This window comes from Thalassospira povalilytica (assembly GCF_002844235.1).
In the GTDB taxonomy this organism is placed as follows: Bacteria; Pseudomonadota; Alphaproteobacteria; order Rhodospirillales; family Thalassospiraceae; genus Thalassospira; species Thalassospira povalilytica.
Genome location: NZ_PGTS01000003.1, coordinates 498,590 through 518,035, shown reverse-complemented (window position 1 = coordinate 518,035; position 19,446 = coordinate 498,590). Strand labels below are relative to the sequence as shown.

Genomic DNA, 19,446 nt, shown 5'->3' with positions numbered 1-19,446 from the left:
CCCCTTAGAAGCGGGGGCCATCCATTTGCCCGTTCGTTTGTTTGCCAATGCGGCGCGAAATGAAAAAGGACAGCACCCGCTTTCGGAGGCTGTCCCTTTGAAGAAATTTTGCGTTTCCGCGGCTTTTGGCAGGTCTTTATGCCTTGAGCTTGTAGCCGCTTTTGATCATGCGATAGCACAACAACCACAAAACCGCATTGACCGCCGCAAGGACAATCACACCGGTCATGATCGTGCCATCCGACATGCCCGTAAAGCCATAGCGGAACCCGTCAATCATGTAGAAGAACGGGTTGAAATGCACCAGAATCTGGCCCGCTTCGGGCAGGTTTTCGGCACTGTAAAACGTGCCTGACAGGAACGATAACGGGGTAACGACAAAGTTGGTCACGACCGCGATATGGTCAAATTTCTCGGCCCAGACACCACCGGCAATGCCAAGCAGCGACAGCATCAGCGACGCGGAAATCCCGAAATACAGGATCGCCCAAAGATTATGGATGCTGACATCGACAAAGAATGCCATGGCAATGGCGGTTGCCAGACCAACCACAATCCCGCGGGTCACCGCGCCAAACGCGAAACCGGCGACCATTTCACCGGCCGATAACGGCGGCATCAGCACATCAACGATATTGCCCTGAACCTTCGAGATCATGATCGAACTCGACGTATTGGCAAATGCGTTCTGTGCCATGGTCATCATGATCAGACCCGGCGCAAGGAAGGTGGCAAACGGAATGCCATTGACGGTTTCGACCGCACGACCAAGTGCAAGCAGAAAGACCGCCAAAAACAGCAGACTGGTAATAACCGGCGCACCAACAGTTTGCAGATGAACATTCAGGAACCGGCGGACTTCTTTGGCATAAAGTGTCCAAAGACCAAGCCAGTTGACCGCGCCCATCTGACGTGGGGCTAACTCTTTCATGAAGTTTCCTTCGGAAAAATGCAGACAATTGCGCGTAAAATAGGGAGAGTGGGGGCATCCTTGCAAGGGTGCGTATTCATTCATTTTGTCTGATATGGTCAATAAACAGCATCAAAGCCCGGAAACACTGGCCTCTGACGGCGCATCGCGGTCTGGCGGAAACGCGCGCTTTACCGGAAATAATGGCAAAAATGCCAAAGACAAAAGACGCGAACCCAAACGTCCGCGCCGGGTCACCCGTGACTATTTGATGAATTATGCCACCTGGTATCTCGAACGGTTTGCCGCATCCCGTGCCCGGCTTGAAAAGCTGATGCGCGGTAAAATCCGTCTTTCGGTTGCCGAATATGGCACCGACCCCGAAGAAGCCGTGCAATGGATGAACTCTGTTTTGTCTGCCTGTGAAAAGGCCGGCTTCATCAATGATGATGCCTATGCGCGCGGTCGTGCCAGATCGCTACTGCGCAAGGGCAAGGCCATGCGCGTCATTGCCGCTGATTTATCAGCACGCGGCATCGCATCCGATCAGATTGATGACGCCATCCGCGATCTTCGCGCCGAGGCCGATCAGGCCGCCTATGAAGAAGTCCGGGGCACGGACCCCAATATTGCCGCGGCGGCCGCCTATGCCAGGCGTCGGCGCCTTGGCCCCTGGCGCCGTCCCGATATCCGCGAGGAAAAGCGCGAAAAGGACATGGCCGCCCTGGCCCGGCAGGGTTTTGGCTATGACACCGCCACCCGCATCATCAATAGCGACCTTGATGAGCTTAATGATCTGCTTTCAATGATCGACGGCATTTGATCGTTCCGGCATTTGATCGCAACAGCAAAGCTGTTTATGACTGGCTCAAACGCCTCCTAAAACATCATGATACGGAGAACCCACAAATGATGGTCCGCATCTATCACAATCCGCGCTGTTCGAAATCCCGCCAGACCCTGGCCCTGATCGAGGAAAAGGGCATCACGCCAGATGTGATTGCCTATCTCGACACCCCGCCAACCCCACAGGAACTTGCCGGCATTCTTGATATGCTCGGCATGAAACCCGAAGACATCCTGCGCAAGAAAGAGGCAAAGGAAGAAGGCATCGCCGATCTGCACGGGGAAGAGCTGATCGAAGCCCTTTGCGCCCATCCGCGCGCCATCGAACGTCCGATCGTGGTCAATGGCAACAAGGCCGCACTGGGCCGCCCGCCGGAAAGCGTTCTGGAAATTCTGTAAGACCGCATTAACGCGGCAAAATTCCATAATTTCAAACGCCTGTGCCACATCGGCACGGGCGTTTTTCGTAATTAATAAAAGTCCAATACCCTCACAGGCATTATGTCTTGCAGATAACGTCAGATCAAAACACCTGTGGGGAGGTCGTTGATGATTGCTGCATTTGCCCTGATCCTTGTTTGCCAGCTGTTTGGCGAAGTGGTCTCGGAACTGTTTGACCTGCCGGTGCCCGGTCCGGTCATCGGAATGGTTCTTCTGTTCATCGGGCTTCTGGTCAAACGAAAACCGCCCAAGGTTCTGACAGATGCCGCCGACAATCTTCTGATCCATTTTTCATTGCTGTTTGTGCCGGCCGGGGTTGGCGTCGTCACCCAGATTGACCGCCTTAAAGGCGACTGGTTGCCGATTGCCGCCGCCCTGACCATCTCGACCCTTCTGACCATGGTTCTGACCGCCCTTCTGATGTCAAAGCTGTTCCCGAAACAGGATACGGCTGAAAAGATGGAGGACGCGCAATGAACGAAGCCGATATCACCCAGCTTTGGGTCTATCTGTCGGCCAAGCCGCTGACCGGACTGACCATCACCCTTGTTGCCTATGCTGTTGGCTTCTGGCTCTATCAGAAAAGCAACCGCAACCCGATCTGCAATCCGGTGGTGATCGCCATTGCCTTGATTGCCCTGTTGCTCAATGTCACGGGCACCCCCTATGCCACCTATTTCGAAGGGGCACAGTTCGTCCACTTTCTGCTGGGTCCGGCAACGGTGGCACTTGCCGTGCCGCTGTTCCGTCAGACCGCGACCCTTAAACGTGCATTGCCGGTCATTGTGTTCGGGGTTCTGTTCGGATCACTGGTCGCCAGTGCCAGCACGGTCATTCTGGCCTGGGCATTGGGCGCGAGCCCGGAAACGCTGGCATCACTTGCCCCGAAATCGGTCACGACCCCGGTTGCCATGGGCATTGCCGATGAAATTGGCGGTGTTCCGGCCCTGACGGCTGTCTGTGTGATTGCGACCGGCATTGTCGGGGCAACGCTTGGCCCGATGGTCATGAACAAGGCCCGCCTCAAGGATTGGCGCGCACGCGGATTTGCCATGGGGGTTGCCGCCCACGGGATCGGCACGGCCCGCGCGTTTCAGGTCAATGAAACCGCCGGCGCCTTTTCCGGTCTGGCGATGGGCCTCAATACAATGGCCACCGCCCTGACCATCCCGTTCCTGTGGCACTGGATCTTTGGCTAGGACATCTCGACCAACCCGAACTGCTTCCCCCGGACGGCCTACCCGGACGCGCTCCGGCGATATGCATGGCTAGGCATGGTACGATCACGGGTGTCATTGTTAACCGCTTGCCTCTATCATTGTCGTTCTTGACGTTGCACCGGCTGGTGACAGTCGCGCAAATCACAAGGGAACGCGATGAAAATCAAAGTCTTTGGCGAACGCAATACCGGAACCAACGCCCTGATGACCGTAATCAGGGGCAATTCCAAATCCGTGGTTCTGCCAAGTGTTCTGGCCGAAGTATCCCCGCAAGCCCGGCAGAATTTGGCAATCATGATGCGGATGGGGATTTCGACCAAGGGCAAAGAACAACTTATTGATGCTGCCTTCAAGGGCCGCCCGATTCTGGAACAATGGAAACATGCCGCGACATATTTTGATGTCGCGACGGTCAATGACGACGTCCATTTTGTGTTTACGGTACGCCATCCGCTTTCATGGCTGATCGGTCTGTTTCAGAAACCCTATCATCTGCTTGTTGAAAAGCCGGCCAGCCTGATTGATTTTGCCAAAATGGACTGGGAAACAGTCGGTCGCGACAATTTGCCGAAAAAAACCTATAAGCCGCTGGAACTATATGCTGCAAAGCTGCGATCCTATCGCGACCTGATGGACAAGCTCGACCACAAGGGGATCGGCTATACCGTCATCAAATTCGAAGATTTCGTCACAGATCAGATGCAGGCTTTCCAAACGCTAAGCCCCCATCTTGACGCCCCATCCGGCATGTTTCGGGAACTGACCCGATCCACAAAGGAAGCCAGCAAGGATTCCGCATTCTATCGGAATTATTATGCCAACGAAGTCTGGCGCGATGAATTCCCGGGCATCAACAAGGTGCGGCTTCCCGAAGACGGCGATATCTTCAAATCCTTCGGCTATGCGCCAGGCACCTGATCAGATCAGCCATAAAAAAGGGTGGGACTTGGCCCACCCTTTTTTTTCGTTTGTCAGATTGATCACGGTCCGAACCGGCACCTGCCGGTGGTCGTAATTTAGCCTGCGCGCAATTGCGACAGGAAGTCCGATACGGTGCCCTGCAAGGTATCGATCTGTTTTGCAAGGGCGGCCACATTGGTATCAAGTTCACCGGCAGCCGCACCGCTATTGGTCGCGGCTTCGTGGATTTCGTCAATATTGGCAACCACTTCTGTCGATCCGGCAGAAGCACTGGTCGCACTATTGGCGATTTCATTGACTGCGGCGTTCTGTTCATTGACCGCGGATGAGATACCGTTGGCAATTTCGCTGATCGACGAGATCGTCTGTGTGACTTTCTCGATCGCCTCGACCGTTACCTTGGTTTCATCCTGAATGGCACCGACCTGCTGGGCGATGTCATCGGTGGCCTTGGCCGTCTGGTTGGCAAGGTTTTTGACTTCCTGTGCAACCACAGCAAATCCTTTGCCTGCTTCACCCGCACGGGCTGCCTCGATCGTCGCATTGAGCGCCAGAAGGTTGGTCTGGGCTGCGATGTCGTTGATCAGGCTGACAACCTCGCCGATACGTTCTGCGGCTTCGGCAAGACCGCCGACCATTTCATTGGCCCGCGATGCTTCACCCACAGCGGTTTCAGCAATTGTCGTCGATTCACGGACCTGCCCGCCAATCTCGCTGATCGATGCCGACAATTCTTCGGTCGCGGCAGCAACGGTCTGAACGTTCCGTGCCGAATCATTGGCTGCATCAGAAACCTTCTGGCTCTGACTGACCGAATGGTTGGCCGATTCCCGCATTCTTGAGGTCGACTGCATCATGCCGCCGGTTGCTTCACGCACCGATGTCACGATCTGGCCAATCGATTGTTCAAGTTCAACGGCCAGCCGGTTGCGCTGATCGATACGCTCCTTCTCGGCCCGTTTTTCGGCCTGTGCACGGGCTTCTTCGGCTTCTTCGATCTTCGCGGCCGTTTCACGCCAGCGCACCAGACCGTTGGCAATCGAACCGATTTCGTCCTTGCGATCGACAAAGGAAACTTCCTGGCTGAAATCACGATCAACAAAGCGCGAAATCGTCTGGCTCAGAACCCGAAGCGGGCCAAGCTGCCAGCGCAGCAACAGGAACAGCAAAACCGCCGAGGCCACAGCCACAATCAGGCCGACCACCGCGATACGGATGGCGATTTCATCGGAAACCGCAACGACGTCTTCCTTTTTGATCCCGACATACAGGATGCCCAACACATCCCCGGCCGGGCTCATGATCGGGCTGTATTGCGTGATATATTCAGTCCCGAGAATAAGCGCCTCACCCCGGAAGGTTTTGCCTGACATGATCGGCTCATAGGCAGCACTGCCTTTGCCAAGCATCGTGCCAACCGCACGATTGCCATCAGGCTTGATGATATTGGTCGATACCCGCACGAAGTCCTGTTCTGCCGGTACATAGGCAAAGACTGTGGCGGTTTCGCCGGTAGCGGTACCAATACGATCAATCAGTTCATGGGATGACAGGTCGGGGATTTCATTCATGATCAGATTGGATGTCTCGCCATCCTTGCTGATCGTCATTTTGAAATCAGGATTGGCATCCTGAAGCAACATCGCGGCAATGCGCAGGTTAAGCTTCTGCGACGCGATACTGTCGGCTGCGACTTTCTGATCGACGCGTTGCATGATCAGAATACCCAGCAAGATTATCCCGCTCATCAAAATAAGAACGGCGGCAAGCGCAACTTTCAAAACCAGACTTTTGGACATGCTCTCTCACTCTTCACCATCACCGGTAAAAAAGAGGCTGCCAGTGAATGGTTTCTGTTCACATTTCACGAAGGTCTTAGCGCCAGGATTAGATTCCTTATAAAATGTACAATAACACAATTAATATTTATGTATAATTAATTAGACCATTGAATAGTCACATCAATTTGCGACTGCCTTGCATTGTCCCGCACCTTGTTCAACCCGCCGAAAACTGCGTTTTTGACGGCCTTGAACAGCTTCTGGCGCACCGCGCAGGCGCGTGGTGAAACCGGAATTGAAACGATACAAAACGAAAAAAATCTACCGACGTGACGCACAAGCGGGTCTTGGGGCATGCCCCCGGAGTCAGCTTTTGAGTCAGCCTTTGCGTCAGCTCTTGGGTCGGCTTTCCGGGTTAAATCTGGGGGTCAAATCTCGAGGTCAGTTTTCGGGGCCAGTTCCAGGATCGGGCCCTAGTAATCGACCTTGACGAAATACAGCCCGTCTGCCGGGGCGGTTGGGCCCCCCGCACGGCGATCCTTGGCCTCAAGTGCCGATTTGACGTCAATCGGCTTCCAGCTGCCCTTGCCGACCAGAACAAGGGTGCCGACCATATTGCGCACCTGATGATGCAAAAAGGACCGGCTTTCGGTAAAGACCCGGATTTCAAGCGGGTTTTCCCCGCTGCGTTTGATTTCAAGTTTTTCCAGCGTCTTGATCGGGCTTTTGGCCTGACATTCGGTTGCCCGGAACGTCGTAAAATCAAAGGTGCCGATCAGATGCTGGGCGGCTTCGTTCATCGCATCGATATCAAGGGGCTTGTAAATCCCCCAGGCCAGCCCGGCCTCAAAGGTCAGCGGCGCACGGCGATTGATGATGCGATACATGTAGTAGCGCTTCTTTGATGAAAAGCGCGCATGGAAGTCTTCTGTGACTTCCTCGCATTCCTTGATCGCCACCGGATCGGGTTTGAGGTGATGGTTGATCGCATTCATCACGGCTTCTGCCGGATAATATTTCGGCAAATCGAAATGCACCACCTGACCAAGGGCATGCACCCCGGCATCGGTTCGGCCGGAAACATAGACGCGCACGAATGTACCGGCGAATTTTTCGATCGCGGCCTCAAAGACCTTCTGAACCGAAATCACTTCGTCCTGGTATTGCCAGCCGTGGTACGGGCGGCCGTCATATTCGACGGTACATTTATAGCGTTGCATCACCGATACAATTATCTGAACAAGCCAATCTCCCGGCTTTATAGCCGGGCTTTCAAACGAAAACGAGGGGCAATCATGCCCCTCGTTTGTCTTTCCACAATTACGTGCGGAAAACTTACTTCACGCTGTCGCGGTCAAAACCAAGACGCAGACGAAGGGCATTCAGTTTGATGAAGCCTTCTGCATCGCGCTGGTTATAGACGGTGTCGGCTTCGAACGTGACATGCTCTTCGGAGTAGATCGAGTTCGGCGACTTGCGGCCGGTGACGGTGACATTGCCCTTATAAAGGTCAAGGCGGACAACACCGTTCACGGTTTTCTGGGTTTCGTCGATCAGGCGCTGGATGGCCTGACGTTCCGGCGACCACCAGTAACCGTTATAGATCATCTCGGCATAACGCGGCATCAGCTCGTCCTTGAGGTGACCGGCGTTACGGTCAAGGGTGATGCTTTCCATCGCGCGATGCGCCACCGACAGAATGGTGCCGCCCGGGGTTTCGTAAACGCCGCGCGACTTCATGCCGACATAACGGTTTTCGACCAGATCAAGACGACCGATGCCGTTCTTGCCGGCAACTTCGTTGAGTTTGGTCAGCAAAGTGGCCGGGCTCATGCGTTCGCCATTGATCGCAACCGGGTTGCCCTGTTCGAACTCAACCTCGATCGTGGTGATCGCATCGGGGGCGTTCTGCGGGGACACGGTACGTTCGAACATGCCTTCGTTCGGCTTGACCCACGGATCTTCCAGCGCCTTGCCTTCATACGAAATGTGCAGAAGGTTGGCATCGGTCGAATAGGGCGGCTCATCGCCACCAAGCTTGTCGGCCGAAATCGGGATCTGATGCTCGCGTGCGAAGTTCAGAAGGGCGGTACGCGAATTCAGGTTCCATTCACGCCACGGCGCGATAACCTTTACGTTCGGCTTAAGGGCATAATAACCCAGCTCGAAACGGACCTGGTCGTTGCCTTTGCCGGTTGCACCATGGGAAACGGCGTCTGCGCCGACTTCTTCGGCGATTTCGATCTGGCGCTTGGCGATCAGCGGACGCGCGATCGAGGTACCGAGCAGGTAAACACCTTCATAAAGGGCGTTGGCACGGAACATCGGGAAAACGTAGTCGCGAACGAATTCTTCGCGCAGATCTTCGATAAAGATCTGTTTCACGCCGAACATTTCCGCCTTTTTACGGGCCGGCTCCAGCTCTTCACCCTGGCCGAGATCGGCGGTGAAGGTTACGACTTCGCAGTTATACTGTTCGCGAAGCCATTTCAGGATGATCGAGGTATCCAGACCGCCAGAATAGGCAAGGACGACCTTTTTGACCTTATCGCTCATGGGAGTGACGCCTTTCTTCTTCCGATAAAATCCAGGGCGCGGCTTGATTTGGCCATTCATCCCTGTTGGCTATGCAACATTGTTGTTGCGATCGGCCCCGAACGGTCCATTGGACAGTTCGACGGCTCTTTGCGCAAAATGCAGGGCAGCTTGCGCAAAGAGCCCTAGACCTTGAGCGCGGAGTATAGGAAAACACTACCAGCGGGCAAGACCCAAGATGGGGTTGATGTCAAAAAGGCACAAAAACCCGCAAATTTTCGCCCTGCTTTTGGAAAAAACCGCTCCGAATGCTCAAAGCAACCGAAGAAACCGAGATCGATCTGCCCAAAATCGGACCCCTGCCGGTCCGTTTGCGCCCCAGTGCGCGCGCATCGCGACTTAAATTGCGTATCGATCCGGCCTTTGACGGGGTGGAAATTATCGTGCCCAACGGGGTGTCGCGCAAAACCGCGATTTCGATGCTTCATCAGCATGGCGACTGGGTCACCGCCCATATTCAGCGCCTTCCCGAACGGGTGCAGTTTGCACCGGGCGCGTGGATTCCATTCCTGGGCCACGATCACGCCATCCGCGCTGTTCCCGATGCCAAACGCGGGGTCTGGGCCGAGGCCGGGGTGATCTGGGTATCGGGCCAGCCGGAATATACCAACCGGCGGGTGACCGACTGGCTCAAAAAACAGGCCAAGCTTGAAATCGCCCCGCGGGCCCATGCCTATGCCGATCGGATCGGCAAGAAAATCAGTCGCATATCGCTTAAAGACACCCGCACGCGCTGGGGCAGTTGTTCGTCAAACGGCAATCTGTCCTTTAGCTGGCGACTCGTTCTTGCCCCTGAAGATGTGCTTGATTACGTGGTCGCCCACGAAGTTGCCCATCTTCAGGAACTCAACCATTCCGCGCGGTTCTGGGCCGTGGTCGAAGACCTTTATGGCCCGTCCAAGAAACAGCAGCACTGGCTCAAACGTCACGGTTCAGGCCTGCATCGCTATGGCGCGGGCGGCTAGATCGCGCTGCGCGGGAAAGCAGGATTGATGTCCGGATAAAGGCTGCAAACAGCGCCAAGCCCGCCAGACCGGCTTCCCCGTGACAAAGGCACACGACCGTAGGCTTTGACATTGACCAAACCTGCAAGAAATCACCACTGCGACGCCTGAAACAGCAACACCCTGAATGGCTTAAACCACCGTAACAGCACAGTTTTTGGAGCCCCACCCATGCTGATCCCGCTTGAAACACTGGCGATTTTTATCCCCACCGCACTGGCGCTGAACATGACGCCGGGCAATGACATGCTGTTTTGTCTTGGTCAGGGCATCAAGTCCGGCCCCCGCGCCGGAAATGCCGCAAGTCTGGGGATCGCAACGGGTGCGATGATCCATACGCTTTTGGCCGGTCTTGGACTGGCAGCACTGGTTGCGGCCCATCCGGTGGCACTGGAAGTTTTGCGCTGGCTTGGGATTGCCTATCTGGTCTGGCTGGCCATCGGGGCGTTCCGATCACAGGGGCAGGATCTGACACCGGTAGAAACCAAGCGTTCCAGCGCCTTTAGCGCGTGGCGTGACGGGATTGTGGTGAACCTTTTGAACCCGAAAATCATCGTCTTTGTTCTAGCCTTTATCCCGCAATTTGTTGATGCATCGCGCGGATCAATATTGGTGCAGTTCCTGATTTTCGGACTGATTTTGAATGTCGGCGGAACCATCATCAATTGTCTGGTCGGAAGTTTTGCCGGGAAGCTTGGGCAGCTGTTTGCCCGCTCCGCCCGGATCGCCCGTGGTTTCCAGATTTTTACCGGTTGCGTGTTTTTGGGACTGGCCGCCAAGCTTGCTTTTGATAAGCGCTAACGAATAATCGCGCGGATTATTAGCTTGGAACTAACAATCAGCTTTTCCGCGGCGATCGGCAGCACGGCAACACCGACACGGCTGTAAAGAAAAGTTTACACCTGCCAGATTGCGTTGCCAGTATGTTGCCGGTATGGGGTCGCGTCGATCTTAGATCACGCAACCGCTTTCGCGCAGGCGGGGCAGTTCAGCGCGCAGGAAGGCCAGGAAACTTTTTTCCACGGCACTGAGTTCGCGCGAGGCGGTGAATAGGGCAACGTCCCATTCAATGGCCGGGGTCAGGGTGCGCGCCACCACCTTGCTGTTATCGACCAGAAGGGCTGCGAACGGGTCACTGACGGCAATGCCGACATTGCGTTCGACCAGTCGCGACACGGTGCGGATGGTGCGGCCTTCGACCGCGATCTTGCGCGGCCAGCCGGCAATCTGGAAAATATAGTCGATCTTGGTGCGCAACGGTGAGCCGATCGACAGTTCGACAAAGTTTTCGCCGCGCAAAAGATCAATATCGATGGTTTCAAACCCGGCCAGCCGGTGATCAACCGGCATCAGACAGACCGCGCGCGATTGCGCAAGCGGGGTGACCAGAACGTTGGGATCCTGAAGATCAAGGGTAATGCCGATCCCGAGATCACATTGCCGGGTCGAGATCATATCAAGCATGCCCTCAAGCCCGGTATCGGTGATGCTGATCGAGACATTGGGATGGGCCTGTTTGAATTTGGCAACCACATCAATCAGATAGGTATCAACATAGATCGGCTGGGCTGCAATGCGGATCGATCCGAGCTGCTCGTTGGCAATCGCACGGGCCTGGGTTTCAACTTCGCGAAAGGCATTGAGCGACCGCAAGACGGTGGCGTGAAATTGCTGGGCCTCGCTCGTTGCGGTCAGCTGATTGCGTTTGCGGCTGAACAGTTCGAACCCGACCGATTTTTCGAAATTGTTGAGCAGCCGACTGACCATCGGCTGACTGATATTCATCGCCTGGGCAGCCTTGGTCACCGAACCATAGGTCATAAAGGCATTGAAACTTTCAAGTTCGCGCAGGTTCATAATTCAGGTTCCGTCCAAAAAGTCCGACCGCAAAAACGGCCCGTCTGAATGCCCAAGGCATCCGGTCAAACACTCAACAAATCAGGGCCGCACCCCGTCCCCGGCCCGGACAGGGCGAGCGGCCCGGCAGGTCAGCGGCGGGTTGCCCCATCCAACGTCGCGCCCGTCCGCTGGCGGGCTTTGCAGCAGACGCCCCGATCAGCTTTCCTACCCGTTCTACGACCCGTTTTCCGGCCCGTTTTCCAGTCCGGCTTCACGGTCTGGCTGCCCGGTTTGACTGCCCGATCTGACTGAACAGTCAAACTTCGCGGCCATCGTTCCCCGCCATACCATCCGAACGCCGGCGGCAAATGGGCCGATCAGGCCATCAGGCGGTCTGAACCAGCCATCCGTCAGAGCAGCTTGCCCCCCTTGCCCGCCCGGACGAGTCCGGTGCGCGCCCCGGCATGTGCCCGATCAGGCTTTTCGGACCAATCGCCCGATTGAGCCGTCGGATATGGCGACCCGATGCAGGTGGCAGGCGCGGGTTGCCTGTGCCATCCCGATCTGCGGCCGGATCGGGACAGTGGCGAACTTGTCCCGGCCTTGCCCCGACCTTGCCCCAGTCTGGCTCCGGCCGGGCTCCGGCCTGTCTCCAATCTTGCTCCGATCTGAGCCGGTCGGGTTCCGATCTGGCTCCGGTTTGGCTCCCAGCATGACGCCAAGCCATTCCCGGTTGGTGCCGGTGGAGCGCAACTTGCCGCGGCTTGCCCCAACTGGCCCCGGTTTCGTCCGAGCTTGCCCGACTTGGTCCAACATGATCCGACATGATCCGACATGATCCGCTGGCCTTGACTGTCCGCACGGGCCGGGTTTGGGCCAGGCTTTGGCCTTTGATCGGGTGTTCCGGCATGGGTTGTGACATGCGTCTTGTGCCATGAACACACTCAGTATGTAAATTAGTTATACTGAAATTAATTTTTTGCGTCACCAGTTATAGTTTGTCTATGGATGAAGCCACAAAAAAACAAAAGACAGAGCTCCGGCAATCCTGCCACCACCACACAGGGAGACATGAAAATGTTTCGACAGCTCAAAAAAGCAGCCGGCCTAGCGGCCGCCATCCTTGCGACGACCACCATGATCTCAACCGCCCAGGCTGATGCCTATCCTGAAAAAGCCATCACCCTTGTCGTGCCTTATGGTGCGGGTGGTGCATCGGATCTTGCCGGCCGTGCGCTTGCAGAAACCGCACGCAGCTACACCGACGGCCAGCCGGTTGTTGTGGTCAACAAAACCGGTAATGGTGGCATGAACGGTGCGCGTTTCGTCACCGAACAGAAGCCGGACGGCTATACCCTTTTGCTGTCGCGCGTTGGCATGGCGCTGTATCCGGCAGTTTATGCTGACAGCCCGGTTGGCTGGGACGATTACACCTTCCTGGGTATTCTCGAATCCACCCCGATGATCCTGGCTGTTAACGCCAATTCCGACATCAAAACCGTTGATGAGCTGATCGAGAAAATCAAAGACAGCAACGGTGCAACCACCTATGCCGCATCCGGCCCCACCGCGATTGACGGTTTCTCGGTTCAGGCCCTGCTGTCTGATGTCGATCTTGATCCGCTGACCGCGTCTACCCTCGTGCCATATAAAGGCGGTTCGGCCCTGGCTGCTGCCCTGCTTGGCGGTCACGTTGACTTCCTGGCGATTGCAGCGGGTTCGCTGATGCCCCATATCGAAGCCGGTAAAATGCGCCCGCTGATGGTTTATTCGCCGAAGCGTATGGCTGCCCTTCCGGACGTCCCGACCGCCAAAGAACTGGGTTACGCACAGGCCGGCCAGGTTGGCGGCTGGAGCGGTCTTTATGCTCCGAAAGGTCTTCCGGAAGACGTCGTTGCCAAGTGGACCGAAATCCTTGGCAAAGTTGCGACCGACGAACAGTGGCTTGATCTTGCTGCGAAACGCGGTTCGACCTCGGTCATTGGTGACGAAGATCCGTCCGCTTACGTTAAAAGCCAGTTTGAGCTTTACAACGGTATGGCCAAGAAGTTCGGCTACATCCAGTAAGACGTTTTCGAACGTCGTTTAATTCAGACTTTTAATGCGAGACGGAACCATGAACCAAAATCGCGATTTCTATGCAGGGCTGCTTGCCACGGCATTTTTTGCCATCGTCCTGTTCGTTCTGATCCCGATCTATGTGAAGGTTCCGTCTTTCATTCCCGGCTTTGCGCCACCGCCTGACATGTGGCCGCGCGTGGTCGCGATCATCGGGCTGGTGATGGGGGTTCTGGCCGTCATTCTGGCCTTTCCCAAAATGCGCGAAGCCAGCCGCAACCAGGTCACCAGCCTTGGCACCCGGATCATGAGTCACAAGACGCTGATCGTTCGATTTGCCGCTGTTCTGGTTGTGTTTGCCGCCTTTGTCATCGGAATGCCGATCGTCGGATTTGTGCCGGCAACCATTGTGATGCTGGGTGTGCTGTTCATCATGACCGGTAATTTCGAACGCAAGTTCTGGATGATCGGCCTGACCGTCATCTTCCCGGTTCTGCTTTATCTGCTGTTTACCGAAGTCACCCATACGCCCTTCCCCGAAGGTACGCTGTTCTTCTGACCTCGTAACCCTGATCTGATCGAAAGTCCCCATCGTTATGTGGAATGAATTGCTTTATGCCTTTGAGGCGGTCGCGACCCTGCCGAACTTTCTGGCGATGTTTGCCGGGATCTGGGGTGGCGTGATCATTGGTGCCATCCCGGGCATGACCGGTACGATGGCCGTGACCCTTGCCCTGCCCTTTACCTTCTATCTGCCGCCGGTCACCAGTATTCTTCTTCTGGTCGCGCTGTATAAGGGGTCGACCTATGGCGGGTCGATTTCAGCCATCCTGATCAAGACGCCGGGCACCGCATCGGCTGCCTGTACGGTTCTTGACGGCTATCCGCTGGCCCGGGCCGGCAAGGGTGGCAAGGCGCTGAACATGGCGCTGGTTTCAAGCTGTATCGGCGATTTCATTTCGAATATTTCGCTGTTCTTCCTGGCGATGCCCCTGGCGATGTTTGCGCTGCGTGTTGGCCCGCCGGAATTCTTCATGCTGATGGCGTTCTCGTTGACGATTGTTGCGAGTATTTCCGGCCGTTCGCTTGTTCTGGGCATCATTTCGGCCTGTCTTGGCCTGTTGCTGGCAACTGTTGGTGAAGATATTTACGGCTCTTACCGCTTTGCCCTGTCCGAAGACATGAAATCGGGTCTTGGCATGGTGCCGGTTCTGATCGGTCTGTTTGCGCTTCCTGAACTGATCAAGATGGTTGTGTTCCGTCCGGAAGAAAACAATGCAGCCCTTAAACTTGGTGATAACCGCCTGACACTTTCGGAATTCCGCGGATCGATCAAATCGATCTGCCGCGGGTCGCTGATCGGGGTTATTCTGGGTGCCATTCCCGGTATCGGTCCGTCGACTGCTGCGTTCTTTTCCTATAGCGAGGCCCGCCGGACGTCGAAAAACGGTGACAAGTTCGGCGAAGGCGAACTTGAAGGTGTTGCGGCATCCGAATCAGCCAATAACGGCGCCTGTGGCGCAACCATGATCCCGTTGATGGCGCTGGGTGTTCCCGGTGACGTCATTACCGGTGTGATGCTGGGTGCCTTCATGATCCATGGCCTGACCCCCGGCCCGCTTCTGTTCCAGAACAATATCGGCGAGGTTTACGCGCTGTTTATCGGCATTCTGTTCAGTTCGGTCTTCCTGTTTATCGCAGGCAAGGTCACGGCAAATGCCTTTACCAAAATCTCGCGCATTCCGCAGACGCTGCTTTTGCCCTGCATTCTGATCCTGTGCGTTTATGGCATCTATTCGATCGGGGCCAGCCCGTTTGACGTCACGGTTCTGCTGGTGATGGGTGTGGTCGGCTTTATCATGATGCTGCTGAATATCCCGGCAGCCCCGTTCCTGATCGCCTTTATCCTTGGCCCGATGTTTGAAGACAATATGCGCCGGTCGCTGGCGATTTCGCGCGGTGATCTTGGCGTCTTCTTCCAATCGTGGATTTCCTGGGGCTTCTTTGTCCTGACTGTTTTGTTCGTCACTTTGACCATTCGCCGTGAATGGAAGAAATGGCGCGAAAAGCGTGCTGCGGCCACCGCATCCGCTTCCTGATCCGAGAAACGAGAAAGTTAGAATGTCCAAAACCAATATGTCCCGCCTCCATAGTGCCATCGATATGCTTGGCAAGCTGGTTGCGTTCGACACCACGAGCAAAAACTCGAATCTCGGTCTGATCCATTTTGTCCGCGACTATCTGGCGGAATATGGCATTGAATCGACCCTGTTCCATGATGAAACGGGCGAGAAAGCCAACCTGCTTGCGACCATCGGCCCCAAAGGGGTTCCGGGCATTGCGCTTTCGGGTCATACCGATGTTGTGCCGGCCCTTGAGACCACCTGGGTCAGCCCGGCATTTGAACTGACCGAGCGTGACGGCAAACTGTTTGGCCGCGGTGCGGCCGATATGAAGGGCTTTTCGGCCTGTGTGCTGGCGCTGATCCCCGATCTGGTCAAACGCGACCTGACCATGCCGTTCCATCTGTGCCTGTCCTATGACGAGGAAGTCGGCTGCATCGGTGTCGGATCGATGGTTGACCATCTGGCCGCAATGGATACCCCGCCGCGTCTGGCCGTGATCGGCGAGCCGACCGACATGAAGGTCATCAATGGCCAGAAAGGCAAATATTCGATGCGTGTGGGCGTTACCGGCACGGCCGGGCACAGCTCGTTTGCGCCCAACCATGTCAATGCCATCGAATATGCGTCACGTGCGATCAATCTGATTGCCGAGAAAGCCCGCGATTTCGAAGAAAACGGTCCGTTTGACGAAGATTTCACCGTCCCGCACAGCACCATGCTGACCACGACGATCGGCGGCGGCACGGCGACCAACGTCACCCCGGATTATTGTGAATTCACCTTTGAAATCCGCCATCTGCCCGAACATGACGCCGAAGCGGTGATTGCCGAAATTCGCGATACGGTCATGGCGACACTGGATGCGGAAATGAAGGCAAAGGCCCCGGAAACCGGATTTGAATGGGAAAAGATCTTTTCCTATCCGGGGATGGGCGATTGCACCGATGCCCCGGCATTCGAACTTGTGCGCAACATCATCCCGGAAATTTCGGGCAAGGTGTCATACGGTTCGGAAGGCGGCGTATTTGAAAAACAGGGCAATATCCCGTCAATCATTTGCGGCCCGGGCAGCATCAAGCAGGCCCACAAGCCCAACGAATTTATCGAGATTTCGCAACTTGAGGAATGCCTGGAATTCCTTGAGGCGCTCACTGATCAGGCAGTCGCTGCCTGAGACCCTCACCGCGGCGCTGCGTCACCCTCAGCGCCAATCGGCCGCTGCAAGCGATGAGTTGTCCACTCCGACTCCGAGCGTCGCACACCGACAGGTGAGAAACTCCCTGGTCACACTGCCCCCTATGTGGTGTGACCATGCAAACCAAACTTGAAGACCGGCTCGTTTATCGATGCCGGTCTTTTTTTTGGCTGAAACTTCCGATCAATGCCCCAAACAAAAACAGCGGATCATGCCGCCATGATCCGCTGCCTTGAATGCGCTTCTTTGCGCGCTATTCTTTTTTACTGCTGGCACTGAAGCCTTTTGTAAAATCGCGCCAGCTTTCATCTTCGCCGACCTTTTTGGATCGGGCAAGGGCGGCCTTGCCAAGCGATCGGACCGGGATGTTTTGATGGGCATGAAGCATGAAGTCATGCCACAGCGTCGCGGGCAAACCGCCACCGGTGACTTCGTCCATCGGGCTGCCATCGTCATTGCCCATCCAGACACCGGCCACCAGATCGGAGCTGTACCCGATGAACCAGGCATCGCGATAATCCGATGTGGTGCCGGTTTTGCCCGCTGTCGGGCGGTCGATGATCGCGTTGCGTCCGGTGCCCTTGGCAATCACGGCCGAAAGCATGTTGTTCATTTCACCGGCATGAAGCGGGTTAAGAAGGCGGGCGGGGAAATCGTCACTGCGTTCATAAAGAACTTCGCCACCGCGCCCGACAATCTTGCTGACCGCATGCGGGAAGACCGAAAAACCGCCATTGGCAACGATGGCATAGGCCCCGGTCAGTTCCAGCATCGAGACTTCGCTGGTACCCAGGGCAAGGCTTGGTTCGGCTTTGAGTTCCGATGAAACGCCCATATCGCGGGCCTTCTGGATGACCTTGTCCAGACCGACTTCCATCGCCATCTGCACGGCAATCGAGTTGTTCGAGGTCGCAACCGCATCGCGGATCGACATGGTGCCGTGATGTTTGCGGTCAAAGTTGCGCGGTTCCCAGCCATTGATGGTAATGCCGACATCGCGCATCCAGTCGTTTGAGCCAAGGCCCTTGTCCAGACCGGCCAGATAGACAAACAGTTTGAACACCGATCCCGGCTGACGGCGGGCCTGGGTCACGCGGTTATACTGGCTTTCGAAATAGTCGCGTCCACCGACCATTGCGCGCACCGCCCCGTCCGGGGTCATGGCCAGAAGGGCGCCCTGGGTGACGTGTTTGGCCTTTGCGCCGTTGCTTTCAAGTGCGCGTTCAAGATTGAATTCGGCGATTTCCTGAAGGCGGGAATCAAGGGTGGTGTGGACCAGAAGATCCTGATCGATATAGCCGACATAATCGCGTACCCGATCCAGCACCCAGTCCGAGAAATAGCGCACACCCGGGCCGGTATTGGCCTTGCGCGCGGTGCGAACGCGGAACTGTTTGGCGCGTTCGGCCCGCGCATTGGTCAGTGCGCCGGTCGATGCCATGGCAGCCAGCACGATATTGGCACGTTCGGCGGCCTTGACCGGATCGACCATCGGGTTATAGCGGCTTGGTGCCTTGGGCAGGCCGGCCAGAACAGCCGCGTCATACAGGTTCAGACGCCGCGGGTCGGTGCCGAAATAATAGCGCGCAGCGGCATCAATCCCGTAAAGGCCCGACCCGAAATAGATGCGGTTGAGATAAAGCGACAGGATTTGCTGTTTGTCGAATTTGAATTCCAGCCAGATCGCCAGAAGGACTTCTTCGATCTTGCGGCCAAAGCTGCGTTCGGGGGACAGGAACAGGTTTTTGGCGAGCTGCTGGGTAATGGTGCTGCCGCCTTCGGCGATGCGGCCCGATGTCAGATTGGTCCAGGCCGCGCGCAGGATGCCGACCACATCAACCCCGAAATGGTCATAGAACCGGCGGTCTTCGATCGAGACAAAGGCCTGACCGACATAATCGGGCAGATCGCGAACTTCGACCGGGGTGCCATAGCGGTTGCCATAGGAGGCAAGGGTGGCGCCATCAATACTGATGACGCGGATTGACGGTTTGCGTTCGCTGGCGACATCGAAGCTGACCTTTTCGGGCAGACCATAGCCGTAATAGGCGATCACGCCCCCGCCCAGCACCATGACCCAGATCGAGCCCAGAACAATGAATTTGGCAATGGCTTCTGGCCCCGGGATCATATCCCCAAGGCGTGAAAACAGGCTTCCCTTGCGTTTGCCCGCACTGCTGACGCGCTTTTTCTTGCGCTTTGTTCCGGTTGATCCCTTGCGAACGCTGGTTCGCCGTTTGAATTCTCTTTGGGCCACACATGCACCTATCGGTCTGGACCGGAGTCATGACAAACACATCCGCGCGCGCCAAAGTGACGTCAAAAACGATGTCACTTGCCCGTCAGGCGGATGCGCCGTTCAATCCGGCGTATTAGTATCAATATGTCCCAACCGAGGAGGGAGTCCCCCGTCTCCCCGCTTTGCGACCCGGGCCGTGCCCGTTCACGATTATTGCAAACTGATCGATCGGAAGACCAATCACCATTTACAATAATATGAAAGAGCCGTG

Annotated in this window: 17 protein-coding genes; 11 read left to right on the top strand and 6 right to left on the bottom strand. The window is 56.0% G+C overall.

Annotation, left to right across the window (positions count from 1 at the left end; translation table 11 throughout):
• Positions 1-136: 136 nt before the first annotated feature.
• Positions 137-931 carry an ABC transporter permease gene (locus CU041_RS10835; protein WP_101246896.1) on the bottom strand — a complete coding sequence of 265 codons (795 nt, stop codon included), beginning with the start codon at positions 929-931 and terminating at the stop codon, positions 137-139.
• Between the two features lie 94 nt (positions 932-1,025).
• Between CU041_RS10835 and CU041_RS10830 the strand changes: the two genes are divergently transcribed.
• From CU041_RS10830 to CU041_RS10810, 5 genes are all read left to right on the top strand, one after another.
• Entirely contained in the window at positions 1,026-1,733 is a 708-nt protein-coding gene (locus CU041_RS10830) for a regulatory protein RecX (protein ID WP_101246895.1), read from the top strand.
• Between the two features lie 86 nt (positions 1,734-1,819).
• Positions 1,820-2,155 carry an arsenate reductase (glutaredoxin) gene (arsC, locus tag CU041_RS10825; RefSeq protein WP_101247049.1) on the top strand — a complete coding sequence of 112 codons (336 nt, stop codon included), beginning with the start codon at positions 1,820-1,822 and terminating at the stop codon, positions 2,153-2,155.
• Positions 2,156-2,305: 150 nt separating this feature from the next.
• The gene (locus tag CU041_RS10820; protein WP_101246894.1) at positions 2,306-2,674 is read left to right on the top strand and encodes a CidA/LrgA family protein; all 369 of its coding nucleotides are present in this window, start codon (positions 2,306-2,308) and stop codon (positions 2,672-2,674) included.
• Entirely contained in the window at positions 2,671-3,396 is a 726-nt protein-coding gene (locus CU041_RS10815) for an LrgB family protein (protein WP_101246893.1), read from the top strand. The genes CU041_RS10820 and CU041_RS10815 overlap by 4 nt, the downstream gene beginning before the upstream one ends.
• A gap of 177 nt (positions 3,397-3,573) precedes the next feature.
• A complete protein-coding gene (locus CU041_RS10810) occupies positions 3,574-4,335 on the top strand; it encodes a hypothetical protein (protein ID WP_101246892.1) in 762 nt (253 codons plus the stop codon).
• A 98-nt stretch (positions 4,336-4,433) separates the two neighbouring features.
• Here the strand turns inward: CU041_RS10810 and CU041_RS10805 are convergent, their stop codons facing one another.
• From CU041_RS10805 to CU041_RS10795, 3 genes are all read right to left on the bottom strand, one after another.
• Positions 4,434-6,137 (bottom strand): methyl-accepting chemotaxis protein, encoded by a 1,704-nt coding sequence (locus CU041_RS10805; protein ID WP_101246891.1) that lies wholly within the window; start codon positions 6,135-6,137, stop codon positions 4,434-4,436.
• A 455-nt stretch (positions 6,138-6,592) separates the two neighbouring features.
• Positions 6,593-7,339: a tRNA pseudouridine(38-40) synthase TruA gene (gene truA, locus CU041_RS10800; RefSeq protein WP_101246890.1), complete on the bottom strand. Its 747-nt coding sequence runs from the start codon at positions 7,337-7,339 to the stop codon at positions 6,593-6,595.
• Positions 7,340-7,454: 115 nt separating this feature from the next.
• Positions 7,455-8,675: an argininosuccinate synthase gene (locus CU041_RS10795; RefSeq protein WP_101246889.1), complete on the bottom strand. Its 1,221-nt coding sequence runs from the start codon at positions 8,673-8,675 to the stop codon at positions 7,455-7,457.
• Positions 8,676-8,962: 287 nt separating this feature from the next.
• Here CU041_RS10795 and CU041_RS10790 point away from each other — a divergent pair, with 287 nt between their 5' ends.
• Both CU041_RS10790 and CU041_RS10785 read left to right on the top strand, forming a co-directional pair.
• Positions 8,963-9,679 carry a M48 family metallopeptidase gene (locus CU041_RS10790; protein WP_101246888.1) on the top strand — a complete coding sequence of 239 codons (717 nt, stop codon included), beginning with the start codon at positions 8,963-8,965 and terminating at the stop codon, positions 9,677-9,679.
• A 210-nt stretch (positions 9,680-9,889) separates the two neighbouring features.
• The gene (locus CU041_RS10785) at positions 9,890-10,519 is read left to right on the top strand and encodes a LysE family translocator (RefSeq protein WP_101246887.1); all 630 of its coding nucleotides are present in this window, start codon (positions 9,890-9,892) and stop codon (positions 10,517-10,519) included.
• Positions 10,520-10,669: 150 nt separating this feature from the next.
• Here the strand turns inward: CU041_RS10785 and CU041_RS10780 are convergent, their stop codons facing one another.
• Entirely contained in the window at positions 10,670-11,575 is a 906-nt protein-coding gene (locus CU041_RS10780) for a LysR family transcriptional regulator (protein WP_101246886.1), read from the bottom strand.
• 1,059 nt (positions 11,576-12,634) lie between these two features.
• Between CU041_RS10780 and CU041_RS10770 the strand changes: the two genes are divergently transcribed.
• The 4 genes from CU041_RS10770 to argE are packed head-to-tail and all read left to right on the top strand — an operon-like array spanning position 12,635 to position 16,915.
• Complete coding sequence (locus CU041_RS10770; protein ID WP_101247048.1) at positions 12,635-13,624, top strand: Bug family tripartite tricarboxylate transporter substrate binding protein; 990 nt, start codon at positions 12,635-12,637, stop codon at positions 13,622-13,624.
• Positions 13,625-13,673: 49 nt separating this feature from the next.
• Positions 13,674-14,174, top strand: coding sequence for a tripartite tricarboxylate transporter TctB family protein (locus CU041_RS10765; protein ID WP_101246884.1), 501 nt, complete (start codon positions 13,674-13,676; stop codon positions 14,172-14,174).
• Positions 14,175-14,211: 37 nt separating this feature from the next.
• Complete coding sequence (locus tag CU041_RS10760) at positions 14,212-15,714, top strand: tripartite tricarboxylate transporter permease (protein ID WP_101246883.1); 1,503 nt, start codon at positions 14,212-14,214, stop codon at positions 15,712-15,714.
• A gap of 22 nt (positions 15,715-15,736) precedes the next feature.
• Positions 15,737-16,915 carry an acetylornithine deacetylase gene (gene argE, locus CU041_RS10755; protein ID WP_101246882.1) on the top strand — a complete coding sequence of 393 codons (1,179 nt, stop codon included), beginning with the start codon at positions 15,737-15,739 and terminating at the stop codon, positions 16,913-16,915.
• A 274-nt stretch (positions 16,916-17,189) separates the two neighbouring features.
• On the opposite strand, the gene CU041_RS10750 is transcribed toward argE, so the two are convergent.
• Entirely contained in the window at positions 17,190-19,193 is a 2,004-nt protein-coding gene (locus CU041_RS10750) for a transglycosylase domain-containing protein (RefSeq protein WP_101246881.1), read from the bottom strand.
• Between the last annotated feature and the right edge of the window lie 253 nt (positions 19,194-19,446).

Coding starts and splice junctions, on each gene's coding strand:
- CU041_RS10835 (WP_101246896.1), bottom strand. CDS start 931: ATGAAAGAGTTAGCCCCACGTCAGATGGGCGCGGTCAACTGGCTTGGT.
- CU041_RS10830 (WP_101246895.1), top strand. CDS start 1,026: ATGGTCAATAAACAGCATCAAAGCCCGGAAACACTGGCCTCTGACGGC.
- arsC (WP_101247049.1), top strand. CDS start 1,820: ATGATGGTCCGCATCTATCACAATCCGCGCTGTTCGAAATCCCGCCAG.
- CU041_RS10820 (WP_101246894.1), top strand. CDS start 2,306: ATGATTGCTGCATTTGCCCTGATCCTTGTTTGCCAGCTGTTTGGCGAA.
- CU041_RS10815 (WP_101246893.1), top strand. CDS start 2,671: ATGAACGAAGCCGATATCACCCAGCTTTGGGTCTATCTGTCGGCCAAG.
- CU041_RS10810 (WP_101246892.1), top strand. CDS start 3,574: ATGAAAATCAAAGTCTTTGGCGAACGCAATACCGGAACCAACGCCCTG.
- CU041_RS10805 (WP_101246891.1), bottom strand. CDS start 6,137: ATGTCCAAAAGTCTGGTTTTGAAAGTTGCGCTTGCCGCCGTTCTTATT.
- truA (WP_101246890.1), bottom strand. CDS start 7,339: ATGCAACGCTATAAATGTACCGTCGAATATGACGGCCGCCCGTACCAC.
- CU041_RS10795 (WP_101246889.1), bottom strand. CDS start 8,675: ATGAGCGATAAGGTCAAAAAGGTCGTCCTTGCCTATTCTGGCGGTCTG.
- CU041_RS10790 (WP_101246888.1), top strand. CDS start 8,963: ATGCTCAAAGCAACCGAAGAAACCGAGATCGATCTGCCCAAAATCGGA.
- CU041_RS10785 (WP_101246887.1), top strand. CDS start 9,890: ATGCTGATCCCGCTTGAAACACTGGCGATTTTTATCCCCACCGCACTG.
- CU041_RS10780 (WP_101246886.1), bottom strand. CDS start 11,575: ATGAACCTGCGCGAACTTGAAAGTTTCAATGCCTTTATGACCTATGGT.
- CU041_RS10770 (WP_101247048.1), top strand. CDS start 12,635: ATGTTTCGACAGCTCAAAAAAGCAGCCGGCCTAGCGGCCGCCATCCTT.
- CU041_RS10765 (WP_101246884.1), top strand. CDS start 13,674: ATGAACCAAAATCGCGATTTCTATGCAGGGCTGCTTGCCACGGCATTT.
- CU041_RS10760 (WP_101246883.1), top strand. CDS start 14,212: ATGTGGAATGAATTGCTTTATGCCTTTGAGGCGGTCGCGACCCTGCCG.
- argE (WP_101246882.1), top strand. CDS start 15,737: ATGTCCAAAACCAATATGTCCCGCCTCCATAGTGCCATCGATATGCTT.